Below are 24674 nucleotides of genomic sequence, written 5' to 3'. Positions count from 1 at the left end.
GTGTAATGGAGCTGTAACGTTGGCAGAGTACGCTTTTGGGATTAGGATGCGAGCCATCCGACTATGACCGAAGCACAGGACACCACGCCGAAGCCGGCCCGCCAGGAGCCGGCCAAATCCACGCTTCCCCAGCCGGGCCGCCCTGTCCCCAGCCGCGCCTATCCCGGCGCTCTTATCGTCGTCGAGGGCACGGACGGCTCGGGCAAGAGCACGCAGCTTTACTTGCTCAAGCGCTGGCTGGAGATCGGCGGTTACCGCCTGCACTTCACGGAGTGGAACTCCTCGCCCCTGGTCAAGTCCGCGACGCGCCGCGGCAAACAGCGCCGTCTCCTGACTCCGGTGACTTTCTCCCTGTTGCACGCCGCGGATTTCGCCGACCGCTGCGAGCGCCAGATCATGCCCCTGCTGCAGGCCGATTACCTGGTCCTGGCCGACCGCTACACCTACACCGGCTTCGCGCGCGATGCCGCGCGCGGCTGCCCTCCGCGCTGGCTCCGCAATCTCTATCGCTTTGCCCCGGTGCCCGACATCACCTTCTATTTCCGCGCCCCCCTGGACGTGGCCGTGAACCGCATCCTCAGCGGCCGCCCCAAGCTGAAATACTACGAAGCCGGAATGGACCTCGGCCTTTCCTACGACCGCGCGGAAAGTTTCCGTCTCTTCCAGGCGCGCATTCTCGAGGAGTATGACAAGATGGTCGAGAGCGATAATTTTGTCGTCCTCGACGGCACCCTCCCGGTCAACAAGCTCCAGAAACAGATGCGCGAGATCGTGGCCGAGCGGATCGACCTGAAGCGTTTTGCGCCGCGCCCCGAGGAAGCCCTATGAGCCCCGACGAGCCGGAAAAGCCCGAAGCCCCCGCGGAAGCCGCCCCCGCGGCCCCGCCCGCACCGCCGGCCAAACCCTCCGTTGCGCCGCAAGGCGCCGAAGAGGGCGCTGGCCCCTATTTCTTCGGCGAGCAGCTGGTGGGCTGCGACCCCAGCGACATCACCGGCAAGCTCGTGGTCATCGAGGGCATGGACGGCTCCGGCCGCTCCACGCAGATCGCCCTGCTCCAGGAGTGGCTGGAATCCGAGGGTTTCGCGGTGCAGACCAGCGGCCTGCGCCGCTCGTATCTGGTGGGCAAGGACATTGACCAGTTGCTGGCGCGCAACGCGGTCACCCGCATGACCCTGGCGCTGATGTACGCCACCGACTTTTTCGACCAGCTCGAGCATCGCGTTCTCCCTGCTCTGCGCGCCGGAACCCTCGTCCTCGCCGACCGCTACATCTACACCCTCATGGCGCGCGGCGTGGTGCGCGGCATCAACCGCGACTATCTCAGCGGCCTCTACGCCATGGCCCTGCGCCCGCACTTGACCTTCTGGCTCAACGTGCGTCCGGAGACCGCCTTCGCCCGCGAGTTCAAGAAGACCCAGGCCATCAGCTATTGGGAGGCTGGCCGCGATATGTCCCTGTCCCACGACCTCTACTGGTCCTTCATCCGCTACCAGACCATGATCAAGCGCGAATTCGAAGTCATGGCCAAACGCCATGCGTTCATCGACCTCGACGGCGAAGCCAGTGTCCAGACCGTGAACAAGCAATTGCGGCAGAAGATTGCCGAACAACTGGGCATCCGCGCCGGCAAATACACGCCCTCCGCGGCGCTCGCATATCTCTGGCGGTAAACCCAGCTTGGCTGATCCCGTCCACATCGCCGCAATCGACGCCGGCTCCAACGCCATCCGCATCTCCATCGCCCGCGCCTATTCCGCTCTGGATATCGAGCCCCTGCACACGGAACGCATCGCCCTGCGCCTGGGCGAAAGCGTCTTCCTGCGCCACCGCTTCAGCGAAGAAACCCTGGCCCGAGCCGCAATAGCCTTCCGCCACTTCCGCTCGCTCCTCGACGAATACGACGTGACCCGCTACCGCGCCGTGGCCACCAGCGCCTCGCGCGAGGCCCGCAACCGCGGCTCGCTGGTTCGCCGCATCAAGCAGAAGAGCGGCATCGCCGTGGAAGTCATCGGCGGCGCGGAAGAGTCGCGCCTCGGCCGCGAGGCCGTGCTGGCCGCGGTCAGCCCGGAAGCCCCGCCCCGCTGCATCGTGGACCTTGGTGGCGGCAGCCTGGAGATCAGCCTGCTCCGCGATCATGCTCTGCAGCAGAGCGTGCAGCTCCCCGTGGGCACGGTGCGCCTGATGACCACCCTGGACATACCCGGCGTGGTGCGCCCCTCCCAGGTTGAGCAGGTGCGCCGCTATGTTCGCGCCCTGCTCGAATCGCGCCTGCCCGCGCGCCCCAACCTCGGCGGGCAGATCGCCGTGGCCTGCGGCGGCAACGCCGAAACTCTCGCGAATATCGCGCCGGGCCCCCGCGAGTATGGCGTGGCCACCCTCGATCTCGCCCTCCTGCGCGAGCGCCTCGCCTCCATCCTCAAGCGCGACGTGCGCGAGCGCATGAAAACCTTCCGTGTGCGCCGCGACCGCGCCGACGTTATGGGCGTCGCCGCCATCATCTTTCTCACCCTCGGCCGCTACCTGAACCTGCGCACCTTCCTGGTCCCCGGCGCCGGCGTCCGCGAAGGCTTGCTGCAGGAGATCGCCCGCGAATCCTTCAGCCGCGCCGAACGCCATCGCTACGACGCCGCGGCCCGCCAGCTCCTCGCCGGCGCCCGCAGCTTTGCGCGCCGCCTCGCCCCCATGGCCTACGACCAGCAGCATGCCGAGCACGTCCGCGAACTCAGCCTGCTGCTTTTCGACCAGTTCCAGCCCGTTCATCATTTTCCGCCCCGCGCCCGCGTCCTCCTGGAAGCCGGCGCGCTCCTGCACGACCTCGGGCACGTCATCAGTCATCGCGGCCATCACAAGCACGGCGAGTACCTGGTGCAGAACGGCGACATTGCCGGCCTGGAAGGGCCCGAGCGCGCCATGGTCGCCGGCCTGGTGCGCTATCACACCCGCAAGAGCGAGCCCGCGCGCCACCACGCCGCGTATGCCTCGCTGAGCGGCAGCGAGCAGCGCGCCGTGCGCCGCCTGGCCTCCTTCCTGCGCCTCGCCGAAGCCCTCGACCATTCCCACCGCGCGCGCATCAGCAAGATCAAAGCCGCTTTCCGCCGCGGCGCCATCGGTCTGCAAATTCAGGCCCGCGGCGATGCCGGCGAGGATCTGCGCTACGCCGCGCGCAGCACCGCGCTCTTTGAAAAGGAATTTCGCGTGAAACTCTTATTCCGCCAGGCGGCGGCATAAGTCAGGACAGGGAGAAAGTATGCATCTGTATATCGTGCGCCACGGTATCGCCATCGAGCGCGGCGCTCCGAAGTGTCCGCCGGACCCGGAGCGCTTCCTCACCGAAGAGGGCATCGCGAAGACCAGACAGTCGGCCAAAGGCGTCGCGGCGCTGGGCGCCGCCGCGGACCAGATGCTTTCCAGCCCCTACGTGCGCTCCATGCAGACGGCCGAGATTTTTGCCGATGCCCTGGGCTTTCCTGCGCAGAAGATCCGCCAGTCGGAGGCTCTCCTGCCGGGCGCCGATCCGCTGCTTATCTTCCGCGAGATGGGACACGAAAAGCCGGGCGCCAACGTCTTCCTCTTCGGCCATGCCCCGCAGCTCGATGACCTGATCGCCTACGCCTTGGGTTCCAAGCGCGCGGTTACCGCACTGAAGAAAGCGGGCGTCGCGCAGGTCGACCTCCAGCGTGTCTCCCCGCCTGCGGGTATCCTCGTGTGGGTCGCTCCGCCCAAAATGCTGCGCCGTTCGGGGAAGTAAGCGCCTGCACGTTTCTTAATCCGAGGGGGCGGCAATCCCGTTGACCGCTTTGCGGTCACCTGAAACGTTGACCGCTTTGCGGTCACCTGAAACGTTGGCCGCTTTGCGGTCACCCAGAACTGCGTTCTCCGTCTCGGGAGCGAAGGGGACGGCTTTCTCGACCGGCTCGATGAGCAGGGGGCGGCCCAGCGCCTGCTCCAGAAGATGTTTTCCGGCGGCCAGGCGCGAGACGTTTTCGAGACGGTTGGCCCATCTCGGCACGCGCAGCACGAGGGTTTCCCCCGAGGATTGCGCGCGCAGACCGGGCTGGGCTTCGACGCCGCAGCGGCGCAGCGCCCGCGCCACCCGCAGCAGGCCCGCGAGCAGGCGCACCAGCCGCTGCTGCTCTTCGGATAGCGCCGCGAAACCGCGGTGTCCGGGTTTAGGCTCCGCGCCGCGATGGTAGCGCACCGTTTCCGCCAGCAATTCCCACTCCGCGTTGCTCCAGCCAGGAGGCGCGGGAAGCTTCTGCAGCAGGGCTCGGGCCGCTTTGTGCGGTGGCTTGCGGTCCTGCGCGCCACCGATGCCGTGCAGGTGTGCTGCGGCATGCAGGATGCGCCGTGCAGCGGCTTCGCCCAGCAGCGGCGTGGCGCCCGCGGCGGCCAGCGCCTCAGAAATGCGCAGCGCCAGCCGGGAAACTTTGGACGTGCGCCGCCGGCGCGGATCGAGCGCGCGTGCTGTGACCCGCAGCCGCGCCTGCGCCGCGTCTTCGATCTGCGCGCCCTGCGGCAAGCCGCTGCGCCAGGTGTGCCACAGCCCGGTGCGCCCTAGCGTGAGTTGGCGGTAGGTTTGCAGGCGCTCCTCCCGCTCGCGCTCCTGCGTGCGCCGGAAAGCCGCTGCGGATTCCGCGGGAAGATGCCCGGTTTCACCCTTCAGCAGATCGGCCAGCACATCGAGATCGTGCACATCTCCGAGCAGATCCTGAGCGCGTTTCAGGCTCTCTTCCCAGCCCGCGTACTGCTGCGGCAGCAGGTTTTCCGCGGTATAGCGGAATTTCTTCAGCCCGATGCGCAGAACGTGCCATGGCTTGGGCATCTCCGTGCGCAAAGCCCGCGCGTGCAGTTCGTGCGCCGCTTCGAAACGCTCCAACGCCAGGCACTGCGCCGCAGGCCCATCGGGAGGCACCAGCTGCACGCGGCGGCGCAGCGCGCGCTCCAGCCGCTTCCAGGAGGCCGCGTCGAAGCGTTCCGCCGCGCGCAACGCGGCAGCCTGGGCGTCGTGCTCCCGCGCTTCGAGGATTTCCAGCAGGCGCACCCGCGCCGGGTCCTCTTCGTCGGGGGCCAGGCGCCGCACCCAGTCTTCCAGCACCTGGGCATCGCGCCACGCGCCGAGTTCGCGGAAGAGTTTGACCGGCACTTTGCGCAGTTGCTTCCAGCCGGGTGTAGGATCGGCTTCCTGGAGCGCTGCGGCGAGCGAGCGGCAGCGGCGGATGGCCACGCGCAGGTCGTGGATCGCATCCGGGTCGCGGGTGCTGCACACCCGGTCCAGCTCTTTACGAACCCTCCCCATCCAATAGGAGAGTCCGAGCCGCTCGGTCGGGGGAACAGGGGCAATTGAGGTAGCGCTGGCCATAAGCACGCCTGAAGGGGAGGCTATAGGGTAGTCTTTTGCGAGAGGCGCGTCCAGAGGAGGGCCCGGGTAAGCAAATCGGGCAGCATCCAGCAGAGGATGCCGGCCACGAGCAGTGTCAGCGCAGCGGAGATGATGAAGACGTGGTTGGGATCTGGATGTCCCAGGCGCAGCATGGCGTACTGGGCCAGGGGCTGCATGGCAATCCCCACAAAAGAAAGGAGATTTGAGGCGGCTATGGTCCGCCCTTTCTCCTCCGCCTTGGGCCGGGCCTGAATCAAGGCGTTCACCGGCACGGCAAAGAACCCCGCGCAGCCCCCCAGCGCCACCAGCAACCCCAGTACCTCCGCGAAATGCAGACCGGGCCAGGCCAGGGTCACGGCAAGGGCCGCGATTCCCGCCATGGCTGGGAGGATCATGCCATACTCGATTTTGTCCCGCGAAACATACCCGGCGACGAAGCTGCCGAAGGCGATCCCCAGGCTCAGGCCCGCCAGCAGGTAGCTGCTGTGCACCTCGTCCACGCGCAGCACGTCCGTCGCATACAGCACGATATTCAGCAGCAGCAGGGAAGCCAGAAACCAGAAAAACGTGTTGGCCACCACCGCCGTCCACAGAAAGGGGTCGCGCCGCATACCCAGCAATTCGCGCACAAACCCGCCCGGCCAGTTCCAGGAGAAGCGCCGCCCCGGATCCGCCGCTGGAAGCCGCGGAATCCCCAGGCTGGTGGAGATCCCCAGCGCCGAAAGCCCCAGGAAGACCATGCCCGACCAGACTTGCCGGCTAGCAAAAACGTGCGCAAGAATCCCGCCGGCCAGCGTCCCGGTAATCGCCGCTAGAAACGTCCCCATCTCCAGGATCCCGTTGCCCCAGGAGAGCCGGTGCAGCGGCAGAAGCTCCGGCAGCAGGGAATATTTCGTAGGCCCGAAGATGGCCGCCTGCGAGCTCACCAGAAAAAGCGCCGCGCCCGCCAGCGCCAGATGCCCGCCCGCCAGCGCCCAGGCCGCAAAGACCATGACGCATAGCTCGAAGCACTTAGTCGTCAACGTCACGCCGCGCTTGCTGTAGCGGTCCGCGAAATAACCCCCGGGGACGGAAAACAGAATAAATGGCACGGAGAACAGCAGCGGCACCACGAGAACGAAGAGAAAATCTCGCCGCTCGCGCGGCAGCCCCGCCTCCAGCACCAGAAAAGCCACCAGCCAGCGCAGCGCATTGTCGCTGAACGCGCTCTGGAATTGCGTGACGATCAGCATCCAGAAGCCGAATAGCGGCCGGCGGGCGGCCGATGCGGCGGCCCTCGTGGCAGGCAGTGCACCAGTGTGGCTCATGCGGTTGGCGGAGTGTACCCGCGGAACCTCCGCCGGGGCAAGCGGCGGGGTGGGGAAGTTGACAGTCGACAGTTGACAGTTGATAGGGGCAGCACGAAGGTGACTTGTGATTCGTAACTGACGACTCCTGAAATGGATCAGAGAGCTTCCATTGCAAACAAACTGGCGTCTTCCCGGCCGGGCCGGGATCTGCGAGCGACGCTCAATCCTTGCGGGAAAGCGCAGGGGAGTGCTATCTTTCGGCTGGTTTCCGCTATTTCGCAGGTTGTCTCGCCTTTCACACCAGCGATGCGGCAGCGAAGGAACCCGAAAGCGCTCCAACGGATGCTTGTTCAAAAAAGAGCAGTGCAATTTAAATGGAAAATGCCTGAAGCGTAGGGAAGAAGGGAAAACCAATGCCAAAACCCATCTACATCCGAGACCTTCGCATGGAAGACCTGCCTGCACTGGTAAATATCGAGGAGCGGACCACGGGCGTGGCGCGGCCCGACTACTGGCGGAAGAGAATGGAGATTTCGGAAGCCATACGCCCGCACTGGACCTCTCTGGTTGCTGAGACAGACAACCGCGTTGTGGGTTTCGCGTTTGGCAGGGCGGGAGAGCTGGAGTTCGGCCTTCCTGGAACCGTCGCCTGGATCGAGATGCTCGGCGTGGATCCGGCATACAGGCACCGGGGAATTGCTGCCCAGTTGATCGAGCAGTTTACTTTGTCCGCGCATGACCACGGGATTCAAACCATTTTTACCCTCGTCGCCAAGGGCCACGCCGAAATGGAGGGATTTTTCACCAAACAGGGATTTACGCAAGGGGAGATGCTGCATTTTAAAAAAGACGTCCGCAGTAATCTTTGAGGTGTCAAGCCAGGCGCGGAACCGCTGCCCCTTCGCCCGCGTTGTTGGCGGGCGAAAACTCTCTTTTGCTCTAGTCAACGTTGAAGATCTTTTCCCGATAGGCTATACTTTCGTTTGTTTTTGGCGCGGAGGAGATAGGACGAAGCCCCTTGTCCGCGCAACCTGCCCGCCCGCAACTCTTCCTCCCCTGTAACCACTTTACAAACTTCCGGTCCGCGAAACTTCTCCTGCAATCCTTGCAGAATCAACAGTTACACACTCTTCTGCAACAATACGCAAATAAACGACTTCAACTCCCCTCATTTGATACTCTTGCGCACTCTTTTACTGATGAGGAAGTGCCAACTCTTTTGGAATCAACCACTACCGCACTCTTTGCAAAAACAACGGGGGGTGGGGGTAGGGGGTTCACTCCGAATCGTAAACCATTACTTGAAGTGTGCTCCACTTCAGACTTTGCGCCGCTCGCCGCGCTGCGCTCGCCCCGATTTTCTAGAAGTCGGCGTCTCCCCCCAGTCACTCTCTGCTGCGCCTTGAGCCCGCGTGGCGCGCATGCTATGTTGAAAGCAGCAAGGCCGGAGTGGCGGAATGGCAGACGCGGCGGACTCAAAATCCGCTGGCCGCAAGGCTGTGTGGGTTCGACTCCCTCCTCCGGTACCAGCTTTTTCCTTCGTGCAGGCTTCCCGAAAGGATTTCCAGTGAAACGAACCGTGCTGGCGCTGGGGATGACGCTGTTGCTGGCGGCGGGGGTGTGCGCGCAGGAGCGGAAAGCGCTGGCGCAGAAAGAAGACCCGAAACTGGCGGCGGCGGTGCGCGCCGTGGAGGAGCGCATCGCGGCGAGCGGGGCAGACGTGGGCATCGCGCTGCGCACGCTGGACGGGAAGACGGAGTGGTACCGGCGCGCGGACGAGGCGTTTCATGCGGCGAGCACGATGAAGCTGCCGGTGATGATCGAGCTGTACCGGCAGACAGCGATGGGGAAGTTAAGCCTGGACGAGCCGCTGCTGGTGCGCAACGAATTCCATAGCATCGTGGACGGCTCGGCCTATTCCCTGGACGTGGGCGTGGATTCCGAGGGCGAACTGTACAAGGCGCTGGGGCAGACGCGTACGCTGGAGCAGCTGTGCGAAGCGATGATTACGGTGAGCAGCAACCTGGCGGCCAACCTGCTGATCGAACGGCTGGGCATCGAGAATATCCGCGCCACCACGCAAGCGCTGCAGGCCGAGGGCATGCACGTCCTGCGCGGGGTGGAGGACGGGAAAGCCTACGACCAGGGGTTGAACAACACAACGACGGCGCGGAGCCTGCTGATCTTGCTGGAAGCGATCGCGCAGGGGCAGGCGGTGGATGAAGCTTCCAGCCGCAAGATGGTCGAAATGCTCAAGCGGCAGAAGTGGAATGAAGCGATCCCCGCGGGGCTGCCGCCGGGCACGGTGGTAGCGCACAAGACCGGGGAAATCACCAGGATTCATCACGATGCGGCCATCGTCTATGCGCCGCGGCCGTTCGTGCTGGTGATTCTGGTGCGCGGCATCGCCGATTCCAAACAGAGCGCCGCGCTCATGGCGGATATCGCACGGGACTTGTACGTTGCGACGCAGTAGAGCCATCTTCTGGGCAGGGGCGCGCATCGAAGGGCATAGAATGGCAGCAACCAGCCCAAGAACTGCTTTCTCCGGTCGCCCGGGGTGCAGGCTTCCCGGGACCGCAAACAGGAGGGGACGATGAAGGGATTCGCAAAGATTCTGGGTGCCGCGCTGCTTGTACTGGTGTTTGCAGGCGCGGCCTCCGCCGATACGCTGGAATTGAAAGACGGACGGGTGCTGCAGGGGCGTTACCTGGGCGGGACGCAGGCGGTGCTGCGCTTTGAAGTGGACAGCAGGGTCGAAACGTTTTCGGTGAATGAGATTGTGGCACTGACGTTCACGGGGGGCGCGGCCCCTGCCGCGGCGGCCGAGGCCGAACCGGAGCCTGCGCCGGCGCCGAAACAGCGCGCGGCGGCAGCGCCGGACGGAGCCGTAACGATCGCGGCAGGCACGCCGCTGCTGGTGCGCATGATTGACGGCGTGGACTCCTCAAAGAACCACGTGGGCGACATTTTCCACGCCAGCCTGGAGACCGATCTGCTGGCGAACGATGTGCTCGTGGCACGCAAGGGCACCGATGTGTACGGGCGGCTGGCGGAGGCCAAGGAAGCGGGGCGCATGTCCGGTAGCGCCGAACTGCAACTGGAGCTGACGCGGATCGTCATTGACGGGCGCGACTATCCGGTGGTGACCAGCGAATATGAATTGAAGGGCAAGGGCCGCGGCACGGGCACGGCGCAGAAAGTGGGCGGCGGGGCCGTCGTGGGAGCGATCATCGGCGCAATCGCCGGAGGCGGCAAGGGCGCGGCCATTGGCGCGGGCGCGGGTGGCGCGGCGGGCGCGGGAGTGCAAGTGTTGACGCGCGGGCAGCAGGTGAAAGTGCCCAGCGAAACGCTGCTGGAATTCCGCCTGCAGCAGCCGCTCTCCGTGCAGCCTGCGCGCGGAACGCAGCGCTAGGGCGCAGCGGGTCGCGGGTTGGTGCTGCGTGGTGGCGGCACGTTGTTGTTTACGCGCCGCCAGCGCAAGAATAGCTCTTGCGCGGCATTCTATTGGTAAGTATGCTACCCCCTTACGTGGGGGATAACATGCCGAAGGAAAAGCCCAGAGTCAATATCGGGGAAGTGATCCGGACCTACCGGGGCCAGCGGGGACTGTCGCAGGGGGATATCGAGCGGCGCACCGGGCTGCTGCGCTGCTATCTCTCCCGCGTGGAGAACGGGCACACCGTGCCGTCGCTGGAGACCCTGGCGAAAATCGCCGAAGCCATGGACATCAGCCTGGCCGATTTCTTCCCCGGGACGGAAACAAACCGGGACCGCGAAACGCAGAAGATGCTCGGCGAACTCTCCCAGGACGAAATCCGCTTTCTGGTGGAGATCAAGCGCTATACCACGACGCTTTCCGATGGGGATAAGCGGCTGGTGCTGGCGATGATCCGCAAGATGGCCAGCCTGGTGCCGCCGCCGACGCGCAAGCCGCCGACGCGCCGCCCGTCGGTCTAGAAGAAACAGCCGCCACACCTGCCTGACCTTTCGCAGCGCTGCCGCGTTGCGGATGGTCTTGTTTTTTCCGATGATAAAATGAGGGACGAAACGAAGCGCTCAGTCGGCGGTGTCGCTGCCCGCGCAGGTGACGGCGGAGGCGGGCTGCTCGAGGTTGAGGACGTTGGAGACGAATTCGCTGACGGTGATTCCCAGACGGCCCCAGAGGCGGCGCTTCAGGCTGCGGTAGTCCTGTGTGCCGCTGAAAAGATCGCTCATCAACTGGCGCAGGACAGAACTGCGGCGCATGAGCTGGACGAGATGCGTGGTGACGGCCACACCGAGAAAGGTGCCGCGGTAGAAGCGGCGCACGATGCGGGAAGCGAATTCCAAGTCGGCGGAGAATGCGGTCTTGACGCGCGCGGGATATTTTTCCGGCACGCCTTCGGCCAGGGAGCGGCCGAGGAGTTCGCCGGAGCGCATGGCGTAGAAGAGGCCTTCTCCGGTGAGAGGATCGACCCAAGCGGCGGCGTCGCCGATGAGCGCCCAGTTGCGTCCGACGACGGGGCGCTGGGAGAGAGTGTGTTCCCGGGGCGAGGGCAGGACGTGGCTGTAGAAGCGCGCGCCGTCAGTAGAGATTTTTTCGCGGGCGAGAAATTCGTGAAGATGCTCGCGCAGTTCGTTGCTGGTGTGCGCGGCCATGTTGCCGCAGATGCCGACCGAAAGATGATCGTTGCGGGGGAAGGACCAGATGTAGCCCTCAAATTCAGGGAGGAACTTGACCTGGATGGCGTCGCGGGAAATGGGAATGAAGTAGCCCTGGGTCATTTCGAGCTCGGCGGGCTGGAACGGGCGGGTTTCCGGGAACAGGCTGTTGCGGGCGCCGGCTGCGAGAACGAGGAAATCGGCGCTATGCCATTTGCCGGCGGCACAGTAGCGCGGGCGGCTGGAATCGGTGTCCACGGTGGTGACGTGGGATTGCAGGACGCGGCAGCCGCTCTGTGCGGCGCGGTCGAGCAGCAAGCCGTTCAGGACGGCGCGGGAATAGACCACGATGGGATGGGACATCTCGATCATGACGCGCTGGTCGTCGCTGCTGATGAGTTCGACGTCGCGCACGACTTTCTTGGGATGCGCGTTTTCGCGAAGGAAGGGGTAGGCTTCCAGCGCCTTGTGGGTCAGGCCGCCGCCGCAGGGTTTCTCCCACGCCAGATGCTCGTCGAGGATCAGGACCTGGTGCCCGGCGCGGGCGAGTTGCTCGCCGCACATGGACCCGGAAGGCCCGCCGCCCACGATTGCGATCTCCGCCATGTCGCTGGCCTCAATGACGTTTCGTTCCGCCCGCTGGCGGGTGCGGATCCGCTCAAGTCAGGGGGAAAAGAAGTAAACAAAACGCCGCGCCGAGTATAGCACCGAAAAGCGCGGCGCCAGCGGGGGACCGGGTTTCCACCCGGAAGAGGTCAACACCGCAGCGATGCAGGAGGCTGAAGGCGGCGAAGTAAGGCGCCATCAGCACCAGAAGGACCTGACCGTTGTGAAGAATGAAGAGCGCGGCAACGAGCGCCAGCCAGGTGACGAGGCGCGCGGCGAGAGCCAAGAGAAGTCTACGGCGGCTGCCGGCGCGATTTACCGGGACCGGGGGGCCGAGCAGGAGCTCTTCGGTGGCACAAAAGGGGAAGAGGGCCAGGACGAGAAGCGGCCAGCGCCAGAGGCGCGCGGGGTCCAGCCAAGCGGTGGTGAGCGTGACGTGGAACCAGGCGAAGAAAAGCAGAGAGAGCGCCAGGCCCAGCGCGGCGGCGCGCGCGGCGAGTTGCGGAGGCAGGCGGAGAAAAGAAGGCAACTGCGGCGCGCGGGCGAGGAGCAGGACAACTCCCACGAGAAATAGAAAACTGGCGAGGTAGCCGCCGTTGTACAGACGGAGAAAACCTAAGGGCACGCCGAACGTCAGCAGGCCAATGGCACAGAGGGATGCGGCGGCCATGGCGAGAAGGCTGTGCGCGGGGGAAGAAGCGGTGGCAGCGGCGGGATAGGCGGAGCGTGGAAGAGAGGAGAGGGTTGCCCGCAGGAAGGGACCGGAAAGAAAAACCAAGCCGGACAAGCCGAGAAGAAAAGCGAGGAAGAGGCTGCGTGTGGGCAGGGCGGGAGCGGCGGGAAGGGCGAGGAGGCGGGCGGTCCAATCGAGGGAAAGGCGCAGCGCCCGGGAATCGAGGAGGAGGCTGGCGTGGCTCGCAAGAGGGACCAGGCGTCGCTCGCTGCCCGGGCCGGGGATTTGTGCAAGAAGCTGATCGGTGGCGCGGAGGAGCGAGGCGGGTTCGAGGGCGCCGCTGACGAGGAGGGAGTTGGGGGGCAGCTTGGCAGGAGGAGTGTAGAGAAGCATCTCCGGAGAAATGCCGGGTACAGGGAGCATGGGCGCGGGGGAGAGGGCGAGGACGCCGGCCACGGGTGTGCGGGAGGCCAGGCGAAGGGCGATGGCTCCGCCCAGGGAGTGGCCGGCAAGGATGGTGCGCGCGGGCGCGATCTCGCCGCGGCGGAGGAGCTCGGTGAGGAGAGCTTCGCTGCAGGATTCCGCGCGGGCGGGGGTGAAGGGACCCGGGGAGCGGCCGTGACCCGGGAGGTCCGGGACAATCACGCGCAAACCCAGGGCGAGAAAGCCACGGGTGTAGTAGTCCATCACATCAGCATTTCCCGCGAGGCCATGCAGCAGGAGGACGCTGCCGCGGGCAGGCTGCTGGTTTGGCGAAAAGGTGTTTACGGAGAGGTGGCAGCCGTCCGAGCGGAAGTTCTCCACGCGCAGGGGGAGCGCAGCGCGGTGCAGGAGCAGTGCTGCAGCGGCAAGCAACAGCAGTGCGGCAACCATCTGCGCGAGGCGGACGGGTCTCACGGGGCGCCTCGGAAGGCAGGTTGGGCGCGTGTTACCATGAAAGAGAGAAGACCGCGAGGCGGCACGCAACGAGCGCCGGCGGTTCGGGAATCGCGGAGAAGCATTTGGACGGCGCCATCCTGACGATCGACGAAGCGATTGTGCGGTTCGGGCGGGGGAAACGCAATGGCCGGGTGGTGTTCACCAACGGCTGTTTCGACATCCTGCATCCAGGACACGTGCGCACGCTGGAGCAGGCGCGCGCGCTTGGCGACTTCCTGATCGTGGGCCTCAACAGCGACGCCAGCGTGGCGCGGCTGAAAGGCGCGGGGCGGCCGCTGATCGCGGAGCGAGAACGCGCGGAAATTCTGGCGGCGTTCGAGTGCGTGGACGCCGTGGTAATTTTTGAAGAGGACACGCCGCAGGCGGTGATTGCGCGGCTGCTGCCGGACATTCTGGCGAAGGGCGGCGACTGGGCGGGCGACCAGATCGTCGGACGGGCCGAAGTAGAAGCGGCCGGGGGACAGGTGGTGCGCATTCCGGTGGTGCCGGGCTATTCCACGACGGAGATACTGCGCAAAGCGCGCGAAGGCCCCGCCGGTTCTCCCGCTTGATGAACTTTCCGCGATGATTCATTCCTCAGTACGCGAGCGTCTCGAAGCCGTGCTTCGCCATCCCGCGCTGGAAGGCGCGCGCGGAGCGTTGCAGGGCGGGCGGGCCGTGGTCCGCGTGGCCGGGCTGCACGACGTTGCCAAGGGGCTGGTGGTGGCGCACCTGGCACACGAACTGCGGCGACCGGCGTTCCTGGTGGTCGATTCCAACGACCGCGCCGAGGCCCTGGCCGAGACCATCCGTTTTTTCAGCACCGTTTTCTCCGGAAGCGGGCAGGGTGTCGCCGTCCTGCCGGCGTTCGACGCCGATCCATGGCAGGAGAAGCCGCCGCATGCGGACATTCTGGAGCGGCGCGCGGCCACGCTGTACCGGCTGGGGGGCGGGGAAGTTTCGCTGTTGATTGTTCCAGCGAGCGCGACGTTGTGGAGGTATCAGAGTGCGGGGGCGTACCGGGGGCTGGGGCGGACGCTGGCGGCGGATCAGGAAGCGAGCCTCGAGGAGCTGCTTGCGCAGCTGGAAGCGGTGGGGTATGCGCGCACGGAGATGGTCGAACTGCCGGGGCAGTATGCCGTACGCGGAGGGATCGTGGACGTCTTCTCGCCGGAAGCGCCGCGGCCGGTGCGCATCGAACTGCTGGGCGACACGGTGGAGTCCGTGCGCGAATTCGATCCGCGGACGCAGCGCTCGACCGCCCCGGTGGTGCACACGACGCTGCTGCCGCTGACGGAATTCGCCGCGGCGGCTTCCGCGGAGGGTGCGCCGGGGCAATTCGCGGGAATTTTCGCGAGCGCTGGTTCGCAGGGAGAGACCTCGGTCTTCGAGCTTTCCGCGCAATCGCTGAGCCCGCTGGTATTTCTGGATGAACCGGAAAGCCTGCGCGAGGTGGTGCGGCAGCAGGCCCAGGACGCCGTGGAACTGTACGAAAAGCACGGACGGGCCGACGCTCCTCCGCCCAATCACTATTTCTGGAACGAGGAGGAATGGGCGGGTCTGCTCTCCGCGCTGACGCAGGTACACCTCGAGCAGCTGGCGATGGGCACGGGCGCGGCGGACCGCTTCGAGCTGGGTTCGCGGCCGTGTTCGCGGTTTCACGGTGATGTGGTGGCCTGCATGGGCGAAGTGAAATCGCAACTGGCAGCGGGCGGGTCCGTCTTTCTGACCGCCGCCAGCACGGGCGAGCGCGAGCGGCTGGCGGACATCTGCCGGGAATACGAAGCGCCGTACGCGCTGGGAGAGACGGATCCAGGCTCGTCGGAATTCGCCATCGAGAGCGCGCACGAATCCGCGGCGCTGGTGCTGGTGCGCGCGCCGTTCGCGGCCGGAGTAGCCTTCCCGGAAGCGAAGCTGACGCTGTACGGCAACGCCGACCTGTTCGACGTGGCGCCGGCGCAGGAGCGGCCGCGGCGCAAGAGCGGCACCTCCGGGTTCCGCAGCGATTTTTCGGAGCTGAAGCCGGGCGACTATGTGGTGCACGTGGACCACGGCATCGGGCAGTTCGAAGGGTTGCGGCTGATCGAGTCGGACGGGCGGCGCGGGGAGTTCATGCTGCTGCGCTATGCGGACGACGCGCGGCTGTACGTGCCGCTGGAACGCATGGACCTGGTGCAGGGCTACCGCAGCCTGGAAGGGGCGCAGCCGGCGCTGGACAAGCTCGGGGGCACGAACTGGGCGGCGCGCAAGACGCGGGTCAAGAAGTCGCTGGAGGAGCTGGCCGACCGGCTGATCGAACTCTACGCCAAGCGCAAGACGACACAGGCCTTCAAGTTTTCCGGGGACACGCCGTGGCAGAGAGAATTCGAGGACGGCTTCGAATTCCAGGAAACGCCGGACCAGGAAGCGGCCATCGCGGACATCAAACGGGACATGGAGAGCGGCAGACCCATGGACCGGCTGCTGTGCGGGGATGTGGGTTACGGGAAGACGGAAGTGGCCATGCGCGCGGCGTTCAAGGCGATAGCGGACGGCAAGCAGGTGGCGCTGCTGTCGCCCACCACGGTGCTCGCTTTCCAGCACTTCGAGACCTTCAAGAAGCGCTTCGCGGCGTTTCCCGCGAAGATCGAGATGCTCAGCCGCTTCCGCAGCGCCGCGGAGCAGAAGACGGTGCTGAGCGGGCTGGAAGCGGGGAAAGTGGATATTGTGATCGGCACGCACCGGCTGCTCTCCAAGGACGTGAAATTTCACGACCTGGGCCTGCTGATCGTGGACGAGGAACAGCGCTTCGGAGTGACGCACAAGGAGCGGCTGAAGGAACTGCGCAAGGACGTGCACGCGCTGGCGCTCTCGGCGACGCCCATCCCGCGCACGCTGCACATGTCGCTGGCCGGGCTGCGCGACATGTCCCTGATCGAGACGCCGCCGAAGGACCGCCTGGCGATCCAGACGGTGGTGGCGCCGTTTCAGGAGGACCTGGTGCGGCGGGCCATGGAGAACGAACTGGCGCGCAACGGGCAAGTCTATTTCATTCACAACCGCGTGGAGTCCATCTACTCGGTAGCGTCACTGGTGAGCAGGCTGATGCCGAAGGCGCGCGTGGTGGTGGGCCACGGGCAGATGGGCGAAAAGGAACTGGAAAGGGTGATGCTGAAGTTCATCCGGGACGAGGCGGAGATCCTGGTAGCCACGACGATTGTCGAAAACGGACTGGACATTCCGCGGGCCAACACCATCCTGATCAATCGCGCCGACCGGCTGGGGCTGGCGGAGCTGTACCAGTTGCGCGGGCGGGTAGGGCGCTCGCACCAGCGCGCCTATGCCTACCTGTTGGTGCCGCCGGAAACGACGCTGACGCCCATCGCGCGGCGGCGGCTGGCGGCGATGAAGGAGTTCAGCGAGCTGGGCGCGGGATTCCGCATCGCGGCGCTGGACCTGGAGCTGCGCGGGGCTGGGAATCTGCTGGGGCGGGAGCAGCACGGGCACGTGGGGGCCATCGGGTTCGACCTGTACTGCCAGATGCTGGAGCGCGCGGTGGCGCGGATCAAGGGGGAGGAGGCGGCGCCGGAACTGCGCACCACGCTCAGCCTGGGGCTGGATGTGCGCATCCCGCAGGAGTACATCCCGGGAGAGAACCTGCGCCTGCGCACGTACAAACGGGTGTCCTCGATCGGGTCCGAGGCGGAGAAAGAGGATGTGCGGCGGGAGCTGGCCGACCGCTTCGGGCCGGTGCCGGCTTCGGTGGACAACCTTCTGGAGTACGCGGTGCTCAAATCGCTGAGTGAGCGGCTGCGCATAGCGGCCATCGAGCGGCAGGGGAGCCGGGTGGCGGTGCGCTTCCATCCGGAGACGCCCCTGGAGCCGGCGCGGCTGGTGGCGCTGATCCGGTCGCGGACGGGGATCCGGCTGGACCCCAGCGGGGTGCTATGGATGGAAATGGGGCGTGGCGCGCCGGTGCTGGAGTCGCTGAGAAACGTATTGCTCGGGCTGCAAGGGCAAGGCTAAACTGCAAGAGAGGAAATCCATGAAAAAGCTGGCGGTTCTGCTGGTGCTGGTGGCCGCGGGTGTGGCGGCGCAGGAAAAGGGCAAGACGATCGAGGAGATCGTGGCCCGGGTAAACAACGAGATAATCACGCGCACGGAGTATGAGAAGTCGAGGGCGCAGGTGGCCGAGGACGCGCCGCAGGAGTGTCCGAAGTGCACGGCGGAACAGCTGCAGGCGATGGTCGCGGAGCGGCAGAAGCAAGTGCTGCGGGATTTGATCGACCAGTCGCTGCTGGTGCAGCGCGGCAAGGACATGGGCGTCAGCGTGGAGACCGATGTAATCAAGCGGCTGGATCAAATCCGCATCCAGAACAACCTGGCGAGCATGGAAGAGCTGGAGAAAGCGGTGAGCGCGCAGGGGCTGAACTGGGAAGATTTCAAGAACAACATCCGCAACACGCTGTTGACGCAGCGGGTGATCAGCAGCGAGGTGGGCTCGCACATCCAGATCGGGAAAGATGAGCTGAGCAAGTACTACGAAGCGCACAAAAAGGATTTCATCCGGCCGGAACAGGTGGCCTTGCGCGAGATGTTTATCAGCACGGAAAAGAAGAAAGAGCCGGAGATGGCGGAGCTGAAGAAGAAGGCCGAAGGCCTGCTGGAGCGGGTGAAAAACGGCGAGGACTTCGGAGAGCTGGCCAAGCGGTTCTCGGAGGGCAGCACGGCGAAGCAGGGAGGATACCTGGGCACGTTCAAGCGCGGGGAGCTGGCGAAAGAGCTGGAAGACAAGGTTTTCGGGCTGAAGAAGAACGGGCTGACCGAGGTGATCGAGACCAAACAAGGTTTTCTGATCCTGCAGGTTATGGAGCACTACGACGAGGGGCAGCAGTCGCTGGCCAAGGTAGAGCCGGAGATCATGGACAAGCTGTACGGGGAACGGATGGAGCCGGCGCTGCGCGACTATCTGCGGAAGCTGCGCGAGGAGAGTTACGTGATCGTGAAGCCGGGATACGTGGACAGCGCGGGGCTGGGCGGGGTGCCGATTCAGGAAATCAGCTCCGCGCCGGAAGCGAGCAAGGCTAAGAAGAGCCCGGGGCATAAGAAATTTCTGATCTTCGGCAAGCGCAAAGAGACCGGCGCATGAAGAACAAGTTTGTCGCGGACCTGAACACCGAGCAGCCCCTCACTTCGATTTTTCTGGTTTGTGCCAAGGAAGTCCGCAACACGCGCGACGGCAAGCCGTACCTGCGCATGGAACTGGGGGACCGCACGGGAACGATCGAGGCGCGGATGTGGGACCGCTTCGAAGCGGCGGCCAGCCAGATCGCGCGCGACGACATCATCCACGTGAAGGGGCGCGTGGAAATCTACAAGAACAAACCGCAACTGGCGCTGGAGTCGTTCCGGCGCGCGAGTCCCGAGGAAGTGAATCTCGCGGACTACCTGCCGCACACCGAGGCGGACGTCGAGAAGCTGTACGCGGAGATGGTGCAGACGGCGGAAGGGCTGCGGGATGCGTGGCTGCGCAAGCTGGTAGTAAAGATCGTCACCGACCCGGCAATTGCGCCGCGCCTGAAGCGCGCACCGGCGGCCAAGATGATGCACCACGCCTATCTGGGCGGGCTGCTGGAGCACGTCGTGAGCCTGTGCGGGCTGGCCCGGGCCGTGGCCGGGCACTACCCGGAACTGAACCTGGACCTCATCCTCACCGGTGTGCTGCTGCACGACGTGGGCAAGCTGGACGAGCTGAGTTACGAGCGGGCCATCAGCTACACCGCCGAAGGGCAGCTGCTGGGGCATATTGTGATGGAAGTCGAGTCGGTGGGGCGGGCGATGGACAGCATCGAGGGGTTTCCTCCGCCGCTGAAGACCGTGGTGCAGCACCTGTTGATCAGCCATCACGGCGAATACGCGTTCGGATCGCCGAAACTGCCGATGATCCGCGAGGCGCTGGTGCTGCATTTCCTCGACGATCTGGATTCGAAGATGGCCGCGATGCGCGCCGCGCTGGCGTTGAATTCCGGCGACCCGCAGTGGTCGGAATGGAGCGGGGCGCTGCAGCGGCGGTTTTTGCGGCTGGAGGAGTATCTGCAGGGGAAAGCTAGCGGGGAAGCAGGTAAATCCGGGGAAGCAGGCGCGGCGAAGGCCGCGCCGGGCACCGCGAAATAGGATTACGACCTGCGCGCACACAAACAACCGAACATAATTCCCGCGGCGCTACAAATCCGCAAACTAGCCATCCGTCCGTCGGCCATTCTGGCGCCGATGGCCGGGGTGACCGACACGCTGTTTCGGCAGGTGATCCGCGGGCTGGGCGGGTGCGGACTGCTGATGACGGAGTTCACCAGCTCCGAGGGCGTGACGCGCAGCGCGCGCAAGACCCTGCGTTATCTGCACTTCGAAAAAGACGAACACCCCATCAGCGCGCAGCTTTTCGGGGCCAACCCGCAGGTGATGGCTTCGGCCGCGGCGCTGGTGGAGGAGCTGGGCTTCGACATCGTGGACATCAACCTGGGCTGCCCGGCGAAGAAGGTGGTGAAGTGCGGGGGGTCGGGATTGCTGCGCGATCTGAAGCTGCTGGAGGAGATTTTGCGGGCGGTGCGCGCGGCGGTGCGCATCCCGCTGACCATAAAGATCCGCGCGGGGTGGGACGATAAAAATATTGTGGCCGTGGAGGTCGCCAAGATGGCTCAGGACGCGGGAGTGGAGGCCATGGCGGTGCATCCGCGGACGCGCGTGCAGGGCTTGAGCGGGCGCGCGGACTGGGGACTGATCGCCGCGGTCAAGCAGGCGGTGCGCTTCCCGGTGATCGGAAACGGCGATATCCAGAGCCCGGAAGATGCGGCGCGCATGATGCGCGAGACGGGCTGCGACGGGGTGATGATCGGGCGCGCGGCGGCCAGCAATCCGTGGATTTTTTCACAGATGGCGCAATACCAGGCTACGGGGCGCTACGAGCAGCCATCCCAGGGCGACCGCTACCGGTTACTATCCGGCTACTACCGGCAGATTCTGGATGCCGCTCCGCCCGACGCTGCAGGCAAAATGAAGCAGTTCGCTTGCTGGTTTTCGTTTGGGGTGAAGAACGGCGGCGAACTGCGGCGTGGAGTTCACCAATCGCGGACGCCCGGGGAGATTCTTGAGCGCGTCGAGCGATTTTTCGAGCATCCGCACGCCGTCACGGGGGAGGATGTCCATGGCGCTAACAGCCACTGTGGCATCGAAGCAGCGGGCGGAGCGTAGAATCTCCGTGCATCTGCCGATGACCATCCGCGGGCGGGATAGCCGCGGGTTTGCATTCGAGGAAACAACTTCCAGCGAAAACCTGTGCCGCAGCGGTGCGGCGTTTCTAGTGCAGCGCGACGTACCTCCGGGAACGGACATCGAGATCCGCATTCCCGTCTCGGTGCAGGTGCGGCGGCGTCCGGAGACGGATTTCACCACGCAGGGGCGCGTGGTGCACGTGAGCGAAGAACTGGCCTGCGGGGGACGCCTGGTGGGAGTACAGTTTATCGGGCCGCGGTTCCACCGGGTGTTCCGGCCGGAAGCTTGAAGCTAGTCTTCGGACTCTTCTGAGGACTCTTGTTCGCGCGTCTCGAGCAGCTGCTCGTAGGCCGCGCGGCGCGTGAGTCCGCGCTCGCGCGCCGCCAGCTTCAGCGCCTCTTTGCGGTCGAGATTTGCCTGCCGCATCAACTCCTCCACGCGCTGGGCCATGGTCTGGGCGGATTCCTGAAGTTTCGCGGACAGCTGGGCTCCCGGCGGGCCGAGGATCAGGGTGATCTCTCCGCGTGGGGGCTTGCTCCGCGCCTGCTCGGCGAGCTGGGCCAGCGAGCCGCGCTGAAACTCCTCGTGAATTTTGGTGATTTCGCGGGCCAGGCAGGCCGGGCGGTCGCCCAGAATCTCCAGGGCGTCCGCCAGCGATTCTGCGGCGCGGTGCGGGGCCTCGTAGAGCACGATGGTGCGCTCTTCCAGACGCAGACGCTCGAGAGCGCGGCGGCGTTCGCCGGTCCGCGAGGGGAGAAAGCCGGCAAAGACGAACTCCCCGGCGGGCAGGCCGGAAGCACAGAGGGCGGCCAGCAGCGCGGAAGGTCCGGGGACCGGCACGACCGGAATGCCGTGGCGGACGCAGAGCTGGACGAGGTGGTAACCGGGGTCGGAGACCAAGGGAGTGCCGGCGTCGGTCACCAGAACGATCTTGGCGCCGTGTTCGAGAGCGGCGAGGAGCTCGGGGGCGCGGGTGGTTTCGTTGTGCTCGTGATAGCTGATCAGAGGGCGGTGAATGTCGTAGTGCTCGAGGAGCTTGCGGGTGTGCCGGGTGTCCTCGCAGGCGATCTGGCCGGCTTCGCGGAGGACGCGCAGAGCGCGCAGGGAGATGTCCTCAAGGTTGCCGATGGGGGTGCCCACGACGAAAAGGCAGCCGTGCGGGGCGCCGGCGGTGGGTGGAGGAGACATCTGTCACGAGTCTAGCATGCAGCCGGGGGCGCGCGGGTGCGTGCTATAATCGCGCTTTTGCAAATGAGCTTTGCGGGTGATTGAGGAGGCTGTGCAGTGCCGCTCTACGAGTACCAGTGTAAGAAGTGCCGCAAGCAGACCGAACGTATCGAGAACTATTCCGGGCCGCACCTCAAGAAGTGTCCGCAATGCGGCGGGGTAGTGGAGCGCACGATCACGGCGCCGGCCATCCAGTTCAAGGGGTCGGGCTGGTACGTGACAGATTACGCGGGGAAGTCCGGGAGCCGCGCGGAATCGGGGAAGTCCGAGAAGAGCGGCGGAGGGGAAGCGGCGGGCGCGGCGGAGACGAAAGGCAAAGAGACGGCGTCCAAGGATGCGAAGGAGTCCAAAGACTCCAAGGAAAAGAAGACAGTGAAGAAGAAATAGCCGCTGCTTACAGCGGCAGAGACTTCAAGTACTTGCGGAAATCGTCACCGAGTTCGGCGTTCTGCAGGGCGATCTCCACGGTAGCTTTCAGGAAGCCAAGCTTGTTGCCGGCGTCGTAGGAAACCCCTTCATAAATGTAGGCCCACAGGCCGCGCTCCTGGGCGAGGATGCGCAGGGCGTCGGTGAGCTGGATTTCGCCGCCGGCGCCGGGCTTGGTGCGGGCGAGGCAATCGAAGATTTCCGGGGGCAGCACGTAGCGCCCGGTGATGCCCAGATTCGAGGGAGCCTTCTCTGGTCTGGGCTTTTCCACGAGCTCGCGAATGCGCTGCAGGCGCGCGCCCCAGGGCGGCTGCGGGGCGGGATCTCCGCCGACGATGCCGTAGAGATGGGTCTTCTCGCGGGGCACTTCCTCGACGGCGAGGGCGCCCACGCCGGTGGCTTCGTATACCTCGATGAGCTGCTTTGTGGCGGGGCGCTCGCCGGGAATGATCACGTCGCCGAGGAGAACGGCGAACGGTTCGTCGCCCACGAGGTCGCGCGCGACGAGGACGGCGTGACCCAGGCCCAGGGGCTCCTTTTGCCGGGTGTAGCTGACCTGCACCATGTTGGTAATCTTGCGGACCATCTCCGCCAGGTCCTTTTTGCCGTGGTCCTCGAGAAAGCGCTCCAGGGCAGGCGCGGAATCGAAGTGATCTTCGATAGAGTTCTTGCCCTTGCCGGTGACGATGATGATGTGTTCGATACCCGAGGCCACGCACTCTTCCGCGACGTACTGAATCAGCGGCTTGTCCACCACGGACAGCATCTCTTTCGGCTGGGCCTTGGTGGCCGGCAGGAAGCGTGTGCCGAGGCCGGCGGCGGGGAGAACGGCCTTGCGTACTTTATGCACAGGAGCGGGTGCGGGCGTTCTTGCGTTTGGCATGTTTTGACCCGGATCTCGTCTGGAATTGTGGCGCTTGTATCGTTCTAAGGCACACTAGCCGCCCGCGGCGGGCTTTGTCAATTGTACGTGTGACCGCGAAGCGGTCAACTTGAACCGCGCGGGCATGTGCCCTGGAAGGGAAAGGCCCCGGGAGCGTGTGCTAGCATGGGGAGGCTGGCCCGATGGGGCGTTTTCGAAAGATGAGCATCCGCATTCTGGGCATCGAATCTTCCTGCGACGAGACGGCCGCCGCCGTGGTGGCCGATGGCCGCGCAATCCTTTCCAACATAGTGGCTTCGCAGATCGATGTGCACCGTAGGTACGGCGGAGTGGTGCCGGAGCTGGCCTCGCGGGAGCATCTGCGGCGCATCGTGCCGGTGGTGCGGGAAGCCATGGAACAGGCCGGGATGCAGCTGACGGACCTAGACGCGATTGGGGTCACGCATGGCCCGGGTCTGGTGGGCGCACTGCTGGTGGGCATCACGTATGCCAAGACGCTGGCGGTGGCGCTGGGCAAGCCGCTTGTGCCGGTGAACCACCTCGAAGGCCATGTGTATGCGGTATTTCTGGAAGCGGCGCGCGCGGGGCGTCGGCCGGAGCTGCCGGCGGTCTGCCTGATCGTCTCCGGCGGGCACACCGTGCTGTACGAGGTGCAGGCGGAAGCGCCGGCGGCGGGAGACGAGGTGCCGCTGTTCCGCTACGGCAAAATCGGGCAGACGCGCGACGACGCGGCCGGGGAAGCCTACGACAAAGTATCCAAGTTGCTGGGGCTGGGCTATCCCGGGGGGCCGATCCTGGACCGCCTGGCCGCCGTGGAGAATGGCAGAGGGGGAGGCGCGGCGCCGCGGTTCACCGTGGCCAAGATGAAGGGCAACACCCTGGATTTCAGCTTCAGCGGACTGAAGACCGCGGTGCTCTATTACGTGCGCGAACACCCCGAATTTGCGCCGGAGATTGCAGTGCGGGAGGCGGCGCTGGCGGAGGGCCGGCGCAAATTCGAAGAACTGCTGCCGCTTTGCAACGCGGCAACGCTGGCGCTGGTGCGCGCGTTTCAGGATTCCGTGGTGCGCGAACTGGCCGAGCGCGCGTTTACCGCGGCGGAACAGCGAGGTGCGGCGAGCATTCTGGTTTCCGGGGGCGTGGCGGCGAACAGCCAGTTGCGCGCGGTGTTCGAAGAGCGCGCGGGGCGCTGCGGCGTGCAGGTCTATTTTCCGAGCCGCGCGCTTTCCACCGACAACGCCGCCATGATCGCCGCAGCGGCTTATCCCAAATTCCGCGCCGGCATTTTCGCCGGTGTCGAGCTCAACGCCGACCCCAGCCTGGCGCTGGCGTAGCAGGGGAACGGCGCGGCCGCAACCGTCTCTGGGGTACAATCCCACA

General features: G+C 65.3%; 22 protein-coding genes and 1 tRNA gene. 17 read left to right on the top strand and 6 right to left on the bottom strand.

Annotation, left to right across the window (positions count from 1 at the left end):
- Nucleotides 1-63 precede the first annotated feature (63 nt).
- From tmk (LAN61_10210) to sixA, 4 genes are read left to right on the top strand one after another with little or no spacing between them, the layout of a single operon-like run.
- Nucleotides 64-828, top strand: a complete 765-nt coding sequence (tmk, locus tag LAN61_10210; protein MBZ5540880.1) for a dTMP kinase — start codon at nt 64-66, stop codon at nt 826-828.
- Complete coding sequence (tmk, locus tag LAN61_10205; protein MBZ5540879.1) at nt 825-1670, top strand: dTMP kinase; 846 nt, start codon at nt 825-827, stop codon at nt 1668-1670. Before tmk (LAN61_10210) ends, tmk (LAN61_10205) begins: the two co-directional genes overlap by 4 nt.
- 7 nt (nt 1671-1677) lie before the next feature.
- Nucleotides 1678-3228 carry a Ppx/GppA family phosphatase gene (locus LAN61_10200; GenBank protein ID MBZ5540878.1) on the top strand — a complete coding sequence of 517 codons (1551 nt, stop codon included), beginning with the start codon at nt 1678-1680 and terminating at the stop codon, nt 3226-3228.
- Nucleotides 3229-3247: 19 nt separating this feature from the next.
- Complete coding sequence (gene sixA, locus LAN61_10195; protein MBZ5540877.1) at nt 3248-3748, top strand: phosphohistidine phosphatase SixA; 501 nt, start codon at nt 3248-3250, stop codon at nt 3746-3748.
- A gap of 15 nt (nt 3749-3763) precedes the next feature.
- On the opposite strand, the gene LAN61_10190 is transcribed toward sixA, so the two are convergent.
- On the bottom strand, nt 3764-5296 hold the full coding sequence (locus LAN61_10190; protein MBZ5540876.1) for a CHAD domain-containing protein: 1533 nt from the start codon (nt 5294-5296) through the stop codon (nt 3764-3766).
- Between the two features lie 83 nt (nt 5297-5379).
- The gene (locus tag LAN61_10185) at nt 5380-6612 is read right to left on the bottom strand and encodes an MFS transporter (protein ID MBZ5540875.1); all 1233 of its coding nucleotides are present in this window, start codon (nt 6610-6612) and stop codon (nt 5380-5382) included.
- Nucleotides 6613-7082: 470 nt separating this feature from the next.
- On the opposite strand from LAN61_10185, the gene LAN61_10180 reads away from it, so the two are divergent.
- The 5 genes from LAN61_10180 to LAN61_10160 all read left to right on the top strand — a co-directional run bounded on the left by LAN61_10180 (nt 7083) and on the right by LAN61_10160 (nt 10629).
- A complete protein-coding gene (locus LAN61_10180) occupies nt 7083-7538 on the top strand; it encodes a GNAT family N-acetyltransferase (protein ID MBZ5540874.1) in 456 nt (151 codons plus the stop codon).
- Between the two features lie 574 nt (nt 7539-8112).
- Nucleotides 8113-8198: transfer RNA gene (locus tag LAN61_10175), tRNA-Leu, on the top strand.
- A 65-nt stretch (nt 8199-8263) separates the two neighbouring features.
- A complete protein-coding gene (locus LAN61_10170) occupies nt 8264-9145 on the top strand; it encodes a class A beta-lactamase-related serine hydrolase (protein MBZ5540873.1) in 882 nt (293 codons plus the stop codon).
- Nucleotides 9146-9265: 120 nt separating this feature from the next.
- Complete coding sequence (locus LAN61_10165; protein MBZ5540872.1) at nt 9266-10084, top strand: hypothetical protein; 819 nt, start codon at nt 9266-9268, stop codon at nt 10082-10084.
- Nucleotides 10085-10212: 128 nt separating this feature from the next.
- Nucleotides 10213-10629: a helix-turn-helix domain-containing protein gene (locus LAN61_10160; protein ID MBZ5540871.1), complete on the top strand. Its 417-nt coding sequence runs from the start codon at nt 10213-10215 to the stop codon at nt 10627-10629.
- A gap of 99 nt (nt 10630-10728) precedes the next feature.
- On the opposite strand, the gene LAN61_10155 is transcribed toward LAN61_10160, so the two are convergent.
- Complete coding sequence (locus tag LAN61_10155; protein MBZ5540870.1) at nt 10729-11919, bottom strand: NAD(P)/FAD-dependent oxidoreductase; 1191 nt, start codon at nt 11917-11919, stop codon at nt 10729-10731.
- Between the two features lie 52 nt (nt 11920-11971).
- Complete coding sequence (locus LAN61_10150) at nt 11972-13279, bottom strand: alpha/beta fold hydrolase (protein ID MBZ5540869.1); 1308 nt, start codon at nt 13277-13279, stop codon at nt 11972-11974.
- Between the two features lie 62 nt (nt 13280-13341).
- On the opposite strand from LAN61_10150, the gene rfaE2 reads away from it, so the two are divergent.
- The 6 genes from rfaE2 to LAN61_10120 all read left to right on the top strand — a co-directional run bounded on the left by rfaE2 (nt 13342) and on the right by LAN61_10120 (nt 21047).
- Entirely contained in the window at nt 13342-14082 is a 741-nt protein-coding gene (rfaE2, locus tag LAN61_10145; GenBank protein MBZ5540868.1) for a D-glycero-beta-D-manno-heptose 1-phosphate adenylyltransferase, read from the top strand.
- Nucleotides 14083-14095: 13 nt separating this feature from the next.
- Nucleotides 14096-17515, top strand: a complete 3420-nt coding sequence (gene mfd / locus LAN61_10140; GenBank protein ID MBZ5540867.1) for a transcription-repair coupling factor — start codon at nt 14096-14098, stop codon at nt 17513-17515.
- 19 nt (nt 17516-17534) lie between these two features.
- Entirely contained in the window at nt 17535-18638 is a 1104-nt protein-coding gene (locus LAN61_10135) for a peptidylprolyl isomerase (protein MBZ5540866.1), read from the top strand.
- The gene (locus LAN61_10130; protein ID MBZ5540865.1) at nt 18635-19663 is read left to right on the top strand and encodes an HD domain-containing protein; all 1029 of its coding nucleotides are present in this window, start codon (nt 18635-18637) and stop codon (nt 19661-19663) included. The genes LAN61_10135 and LAN61_10130 overlap by 4 nt, the downstream gene beginning before the upstream one ends.
- 96 nt (nt 19664-19759) lie before the next feature.
- Nucleotides 19760-20737, top strand: coding sequence for a tRNA dihydrouridine synthase DusB (gene dusB, locus LAN61_10125; protein MBZ5540864.1), 978 nt, complete (start codon nt 19760-19762; stop codon nt 20735-20737).
- A 7-nt stretch (nt 20738-20744) separates the two neighbouring features.
- The gene (locus LAN61_10120; GenBank protein ID MBZ5540863.1) at nt 20745-21047 is read left to right on the top strand and encodes a PilZ domain-containing protein; all 303 of its coding nucleotides are present in this window, start codon (nt 20745-20747) and stop codon (nt 21045-21047) included.
- Nucleotides 21048-21049: 2 nt separating this feature from the next.
- Here LAN61_10120 and rsmI read toward each other — a convergent pair whose 3' ends face one another.
- Entirely contained in the window at nt 21050-21946 is an 897-nt protein-coding gene (rsmI, locus tag LAN61_10115; GenBank protein ID MBZ5540862.1) for a 16S rRNA (cytidine(1402)-2'-O)-methyltransferase, read from the bottom strand.
- Nucleotides 21947-22042: 96 nt separating this feature from the next.
- Between rsmI and LAN61_10110 the strand changes: the two genes are divergently transcribed.
- A complete protein-coding gene (locus LAN61_10110; GenBank protein ID MBZ5540861.1) occupies nt 22043-22372 on the top strand; it encodes a zinc ribbon domain-containing protein in 330 nt (109 codons plus the stop codon).
- 7 nt (nt 22373-22379) lie between these two features.
- On the opposite strand, the gene galU is transcribed toward LAN61_10110, so the two are convergent.
- Nucleotides 22380-23261, bottom strand: a complete 882-nt coding sequence (galU, locus tag LAN61_10105; GenBank protein MBZ5540860.1) for a UTP--glucose-1-phosphate uridylyltransferase GalU — start codon at nt 23259-23261, stop codon at nt 22380-22382.
- Nucleotides 23262-23494: 233 nt separating this feature from the next.
- On the opposite strand from galU, the gene tsaD reads away from it, so the two are divergent.
- Complete coding sequence (gene tsaD / locus LAN61_10100; GenBank protein ID MBZ5540859.1) at nt 23495-24628, top strand: tRNA (adenosine(37)-N6)-threonylcarbamoyltransferase complex transferase subunit TsaD; 1134 nt, start codon at nt 23495-23497, stop codon at nt 24626-24628.
- The last annotated feature ends 46 nt before the right edge of the window (nt 24629-24674 follow it).

The sequence above is a fragment of the Terriglobia bacterium genome, assembly GCA_020072785.1.
GTDB lineage: Bacteria > Acidobacteriota > Terriglobia > Acidiferrales > UBA7541 > Acidiferrum.
The sequence above is the reverse complement of the archived record's forward strand: the minus strand, read 5'-3'. Positions and strand labels throughout refer to the sequence as shown.

Bases quoted from the DNA above. Each gene is read 5' to 3' on its own strand.
- tmk (MBZ5540880.1), top strand. From the start codon at position 64: ATGACCGAAGCACAGGACACCACGCCGAAGCCGGCCCGCCAGGAGCCG.
- tmk (MBZ5540879.1), top strand. From the start codon at position 825: ATGAGCCCCGACGAGCCGGAAAAGCCCGAAGCCCCCGCGGAAGCCGCC.
- sixA (MBZ5540877.1), top strand. From the start codon at position 3,248: ATGCATCTGTATATCGTGCGCCACGGTATCGCCATCGAGCGCGGCGCT.
- LAN61_10190 (MBZ5540876.1), bottom strand. From the start codon at position 5,296: ATGGGGAGGGTTCGTAAAGAGCTGGACCGGGTGTGCAGCACCCGCGAC.
- LAN61_10185 (MBZ5540875.1), bottom strand. From the start codon at position 6,612: ATGCTGATCGTCACGCAATTCCAGAGCGCGTTCAGCGACAATGCGCTG.
- LAN61_10180 (MBZ5540874.1), top strand. From the start codon at position 7,083: ATGCCAAAACCCATCTACATCCGAGACCTTCGCATGGAAGACCTGCCT.
- LAN61_10170 (MBZ5540873.1), top strand. From the start codon at position 8,264: ATGACGCTGTTGCTGGCGGCGGGGGTGTGCGCGCAGGAGCGGAAAGCG.
- LAN61_10165 (MBZ5540872.1), top strand. From the start codon at position 9,266: ATGAAGGGATTCGCAAAGATTCTGGGTGCCGCGCTGCTTGTACTGGTG.
- LAN61_10160 (MBZ5540871.1), top strand. From the start codon at position 10,213: ATGCCGAAGGAAAAGCCCAGAGTCAATATCGGGGAAGTGATCCGGACC.
- LAN61_10155 (MBZ5540870.1), bottom strand. From the start codon at position 11,919: ATGGCGGAGATCGCAATCGTGGGCGGCGGGCCTTCCGGGTCCATGTGC.
- LAN61_10150 (MBZ5540869.1), bottom strand. From the start codon at position 13,279: ATGGACTACTACACCCGTGGCTTTCTCGCCCTGGGTTTGCGCGTGATT.
- mfd (MBZ5540867.1), top strand. From the start codon at position 14,096: ATGATTCATTCCTCAGTACGCGAGCGTCTCGAAGCCGTGCTTCGCCAT.
- LAN61_10135 (MBZ5540866.1), top strand. From the start codon at position 17,535: ATGAAAAAGCTGGCGGTTCTGCTGGTGCTGGTGGCCGCGGGTGTGGCG.
- LAN61_10130 (MBZ5540865.1), top strand. From the start codon at position 18,635: ATGAAGAACAAGTTTGTCGCGGACCTGAACACCGAGCAGCCCCTCACT.
- dusB (MBZ5540864.1), top strand. From the start codon at position 19,760: ATGGCCGGGGTGACCGACACGCTGTTTCGGCAGGTGATCCGCGGGCTG.
- rsmI (MBZ5540862.1), bottom strand. From the start codon at position 21,946: ATGTCTCCTCCACCCACCGCCGGCGCCCCGCACGGCTGCCTTTTCGTC.
- tsaD (MBZ5540859.1), top strand. From the start codon at position 23,495: ATGAGCATCCGCATTCTGGGCATCGAATCTTCCTGCGACGAGACGGCC.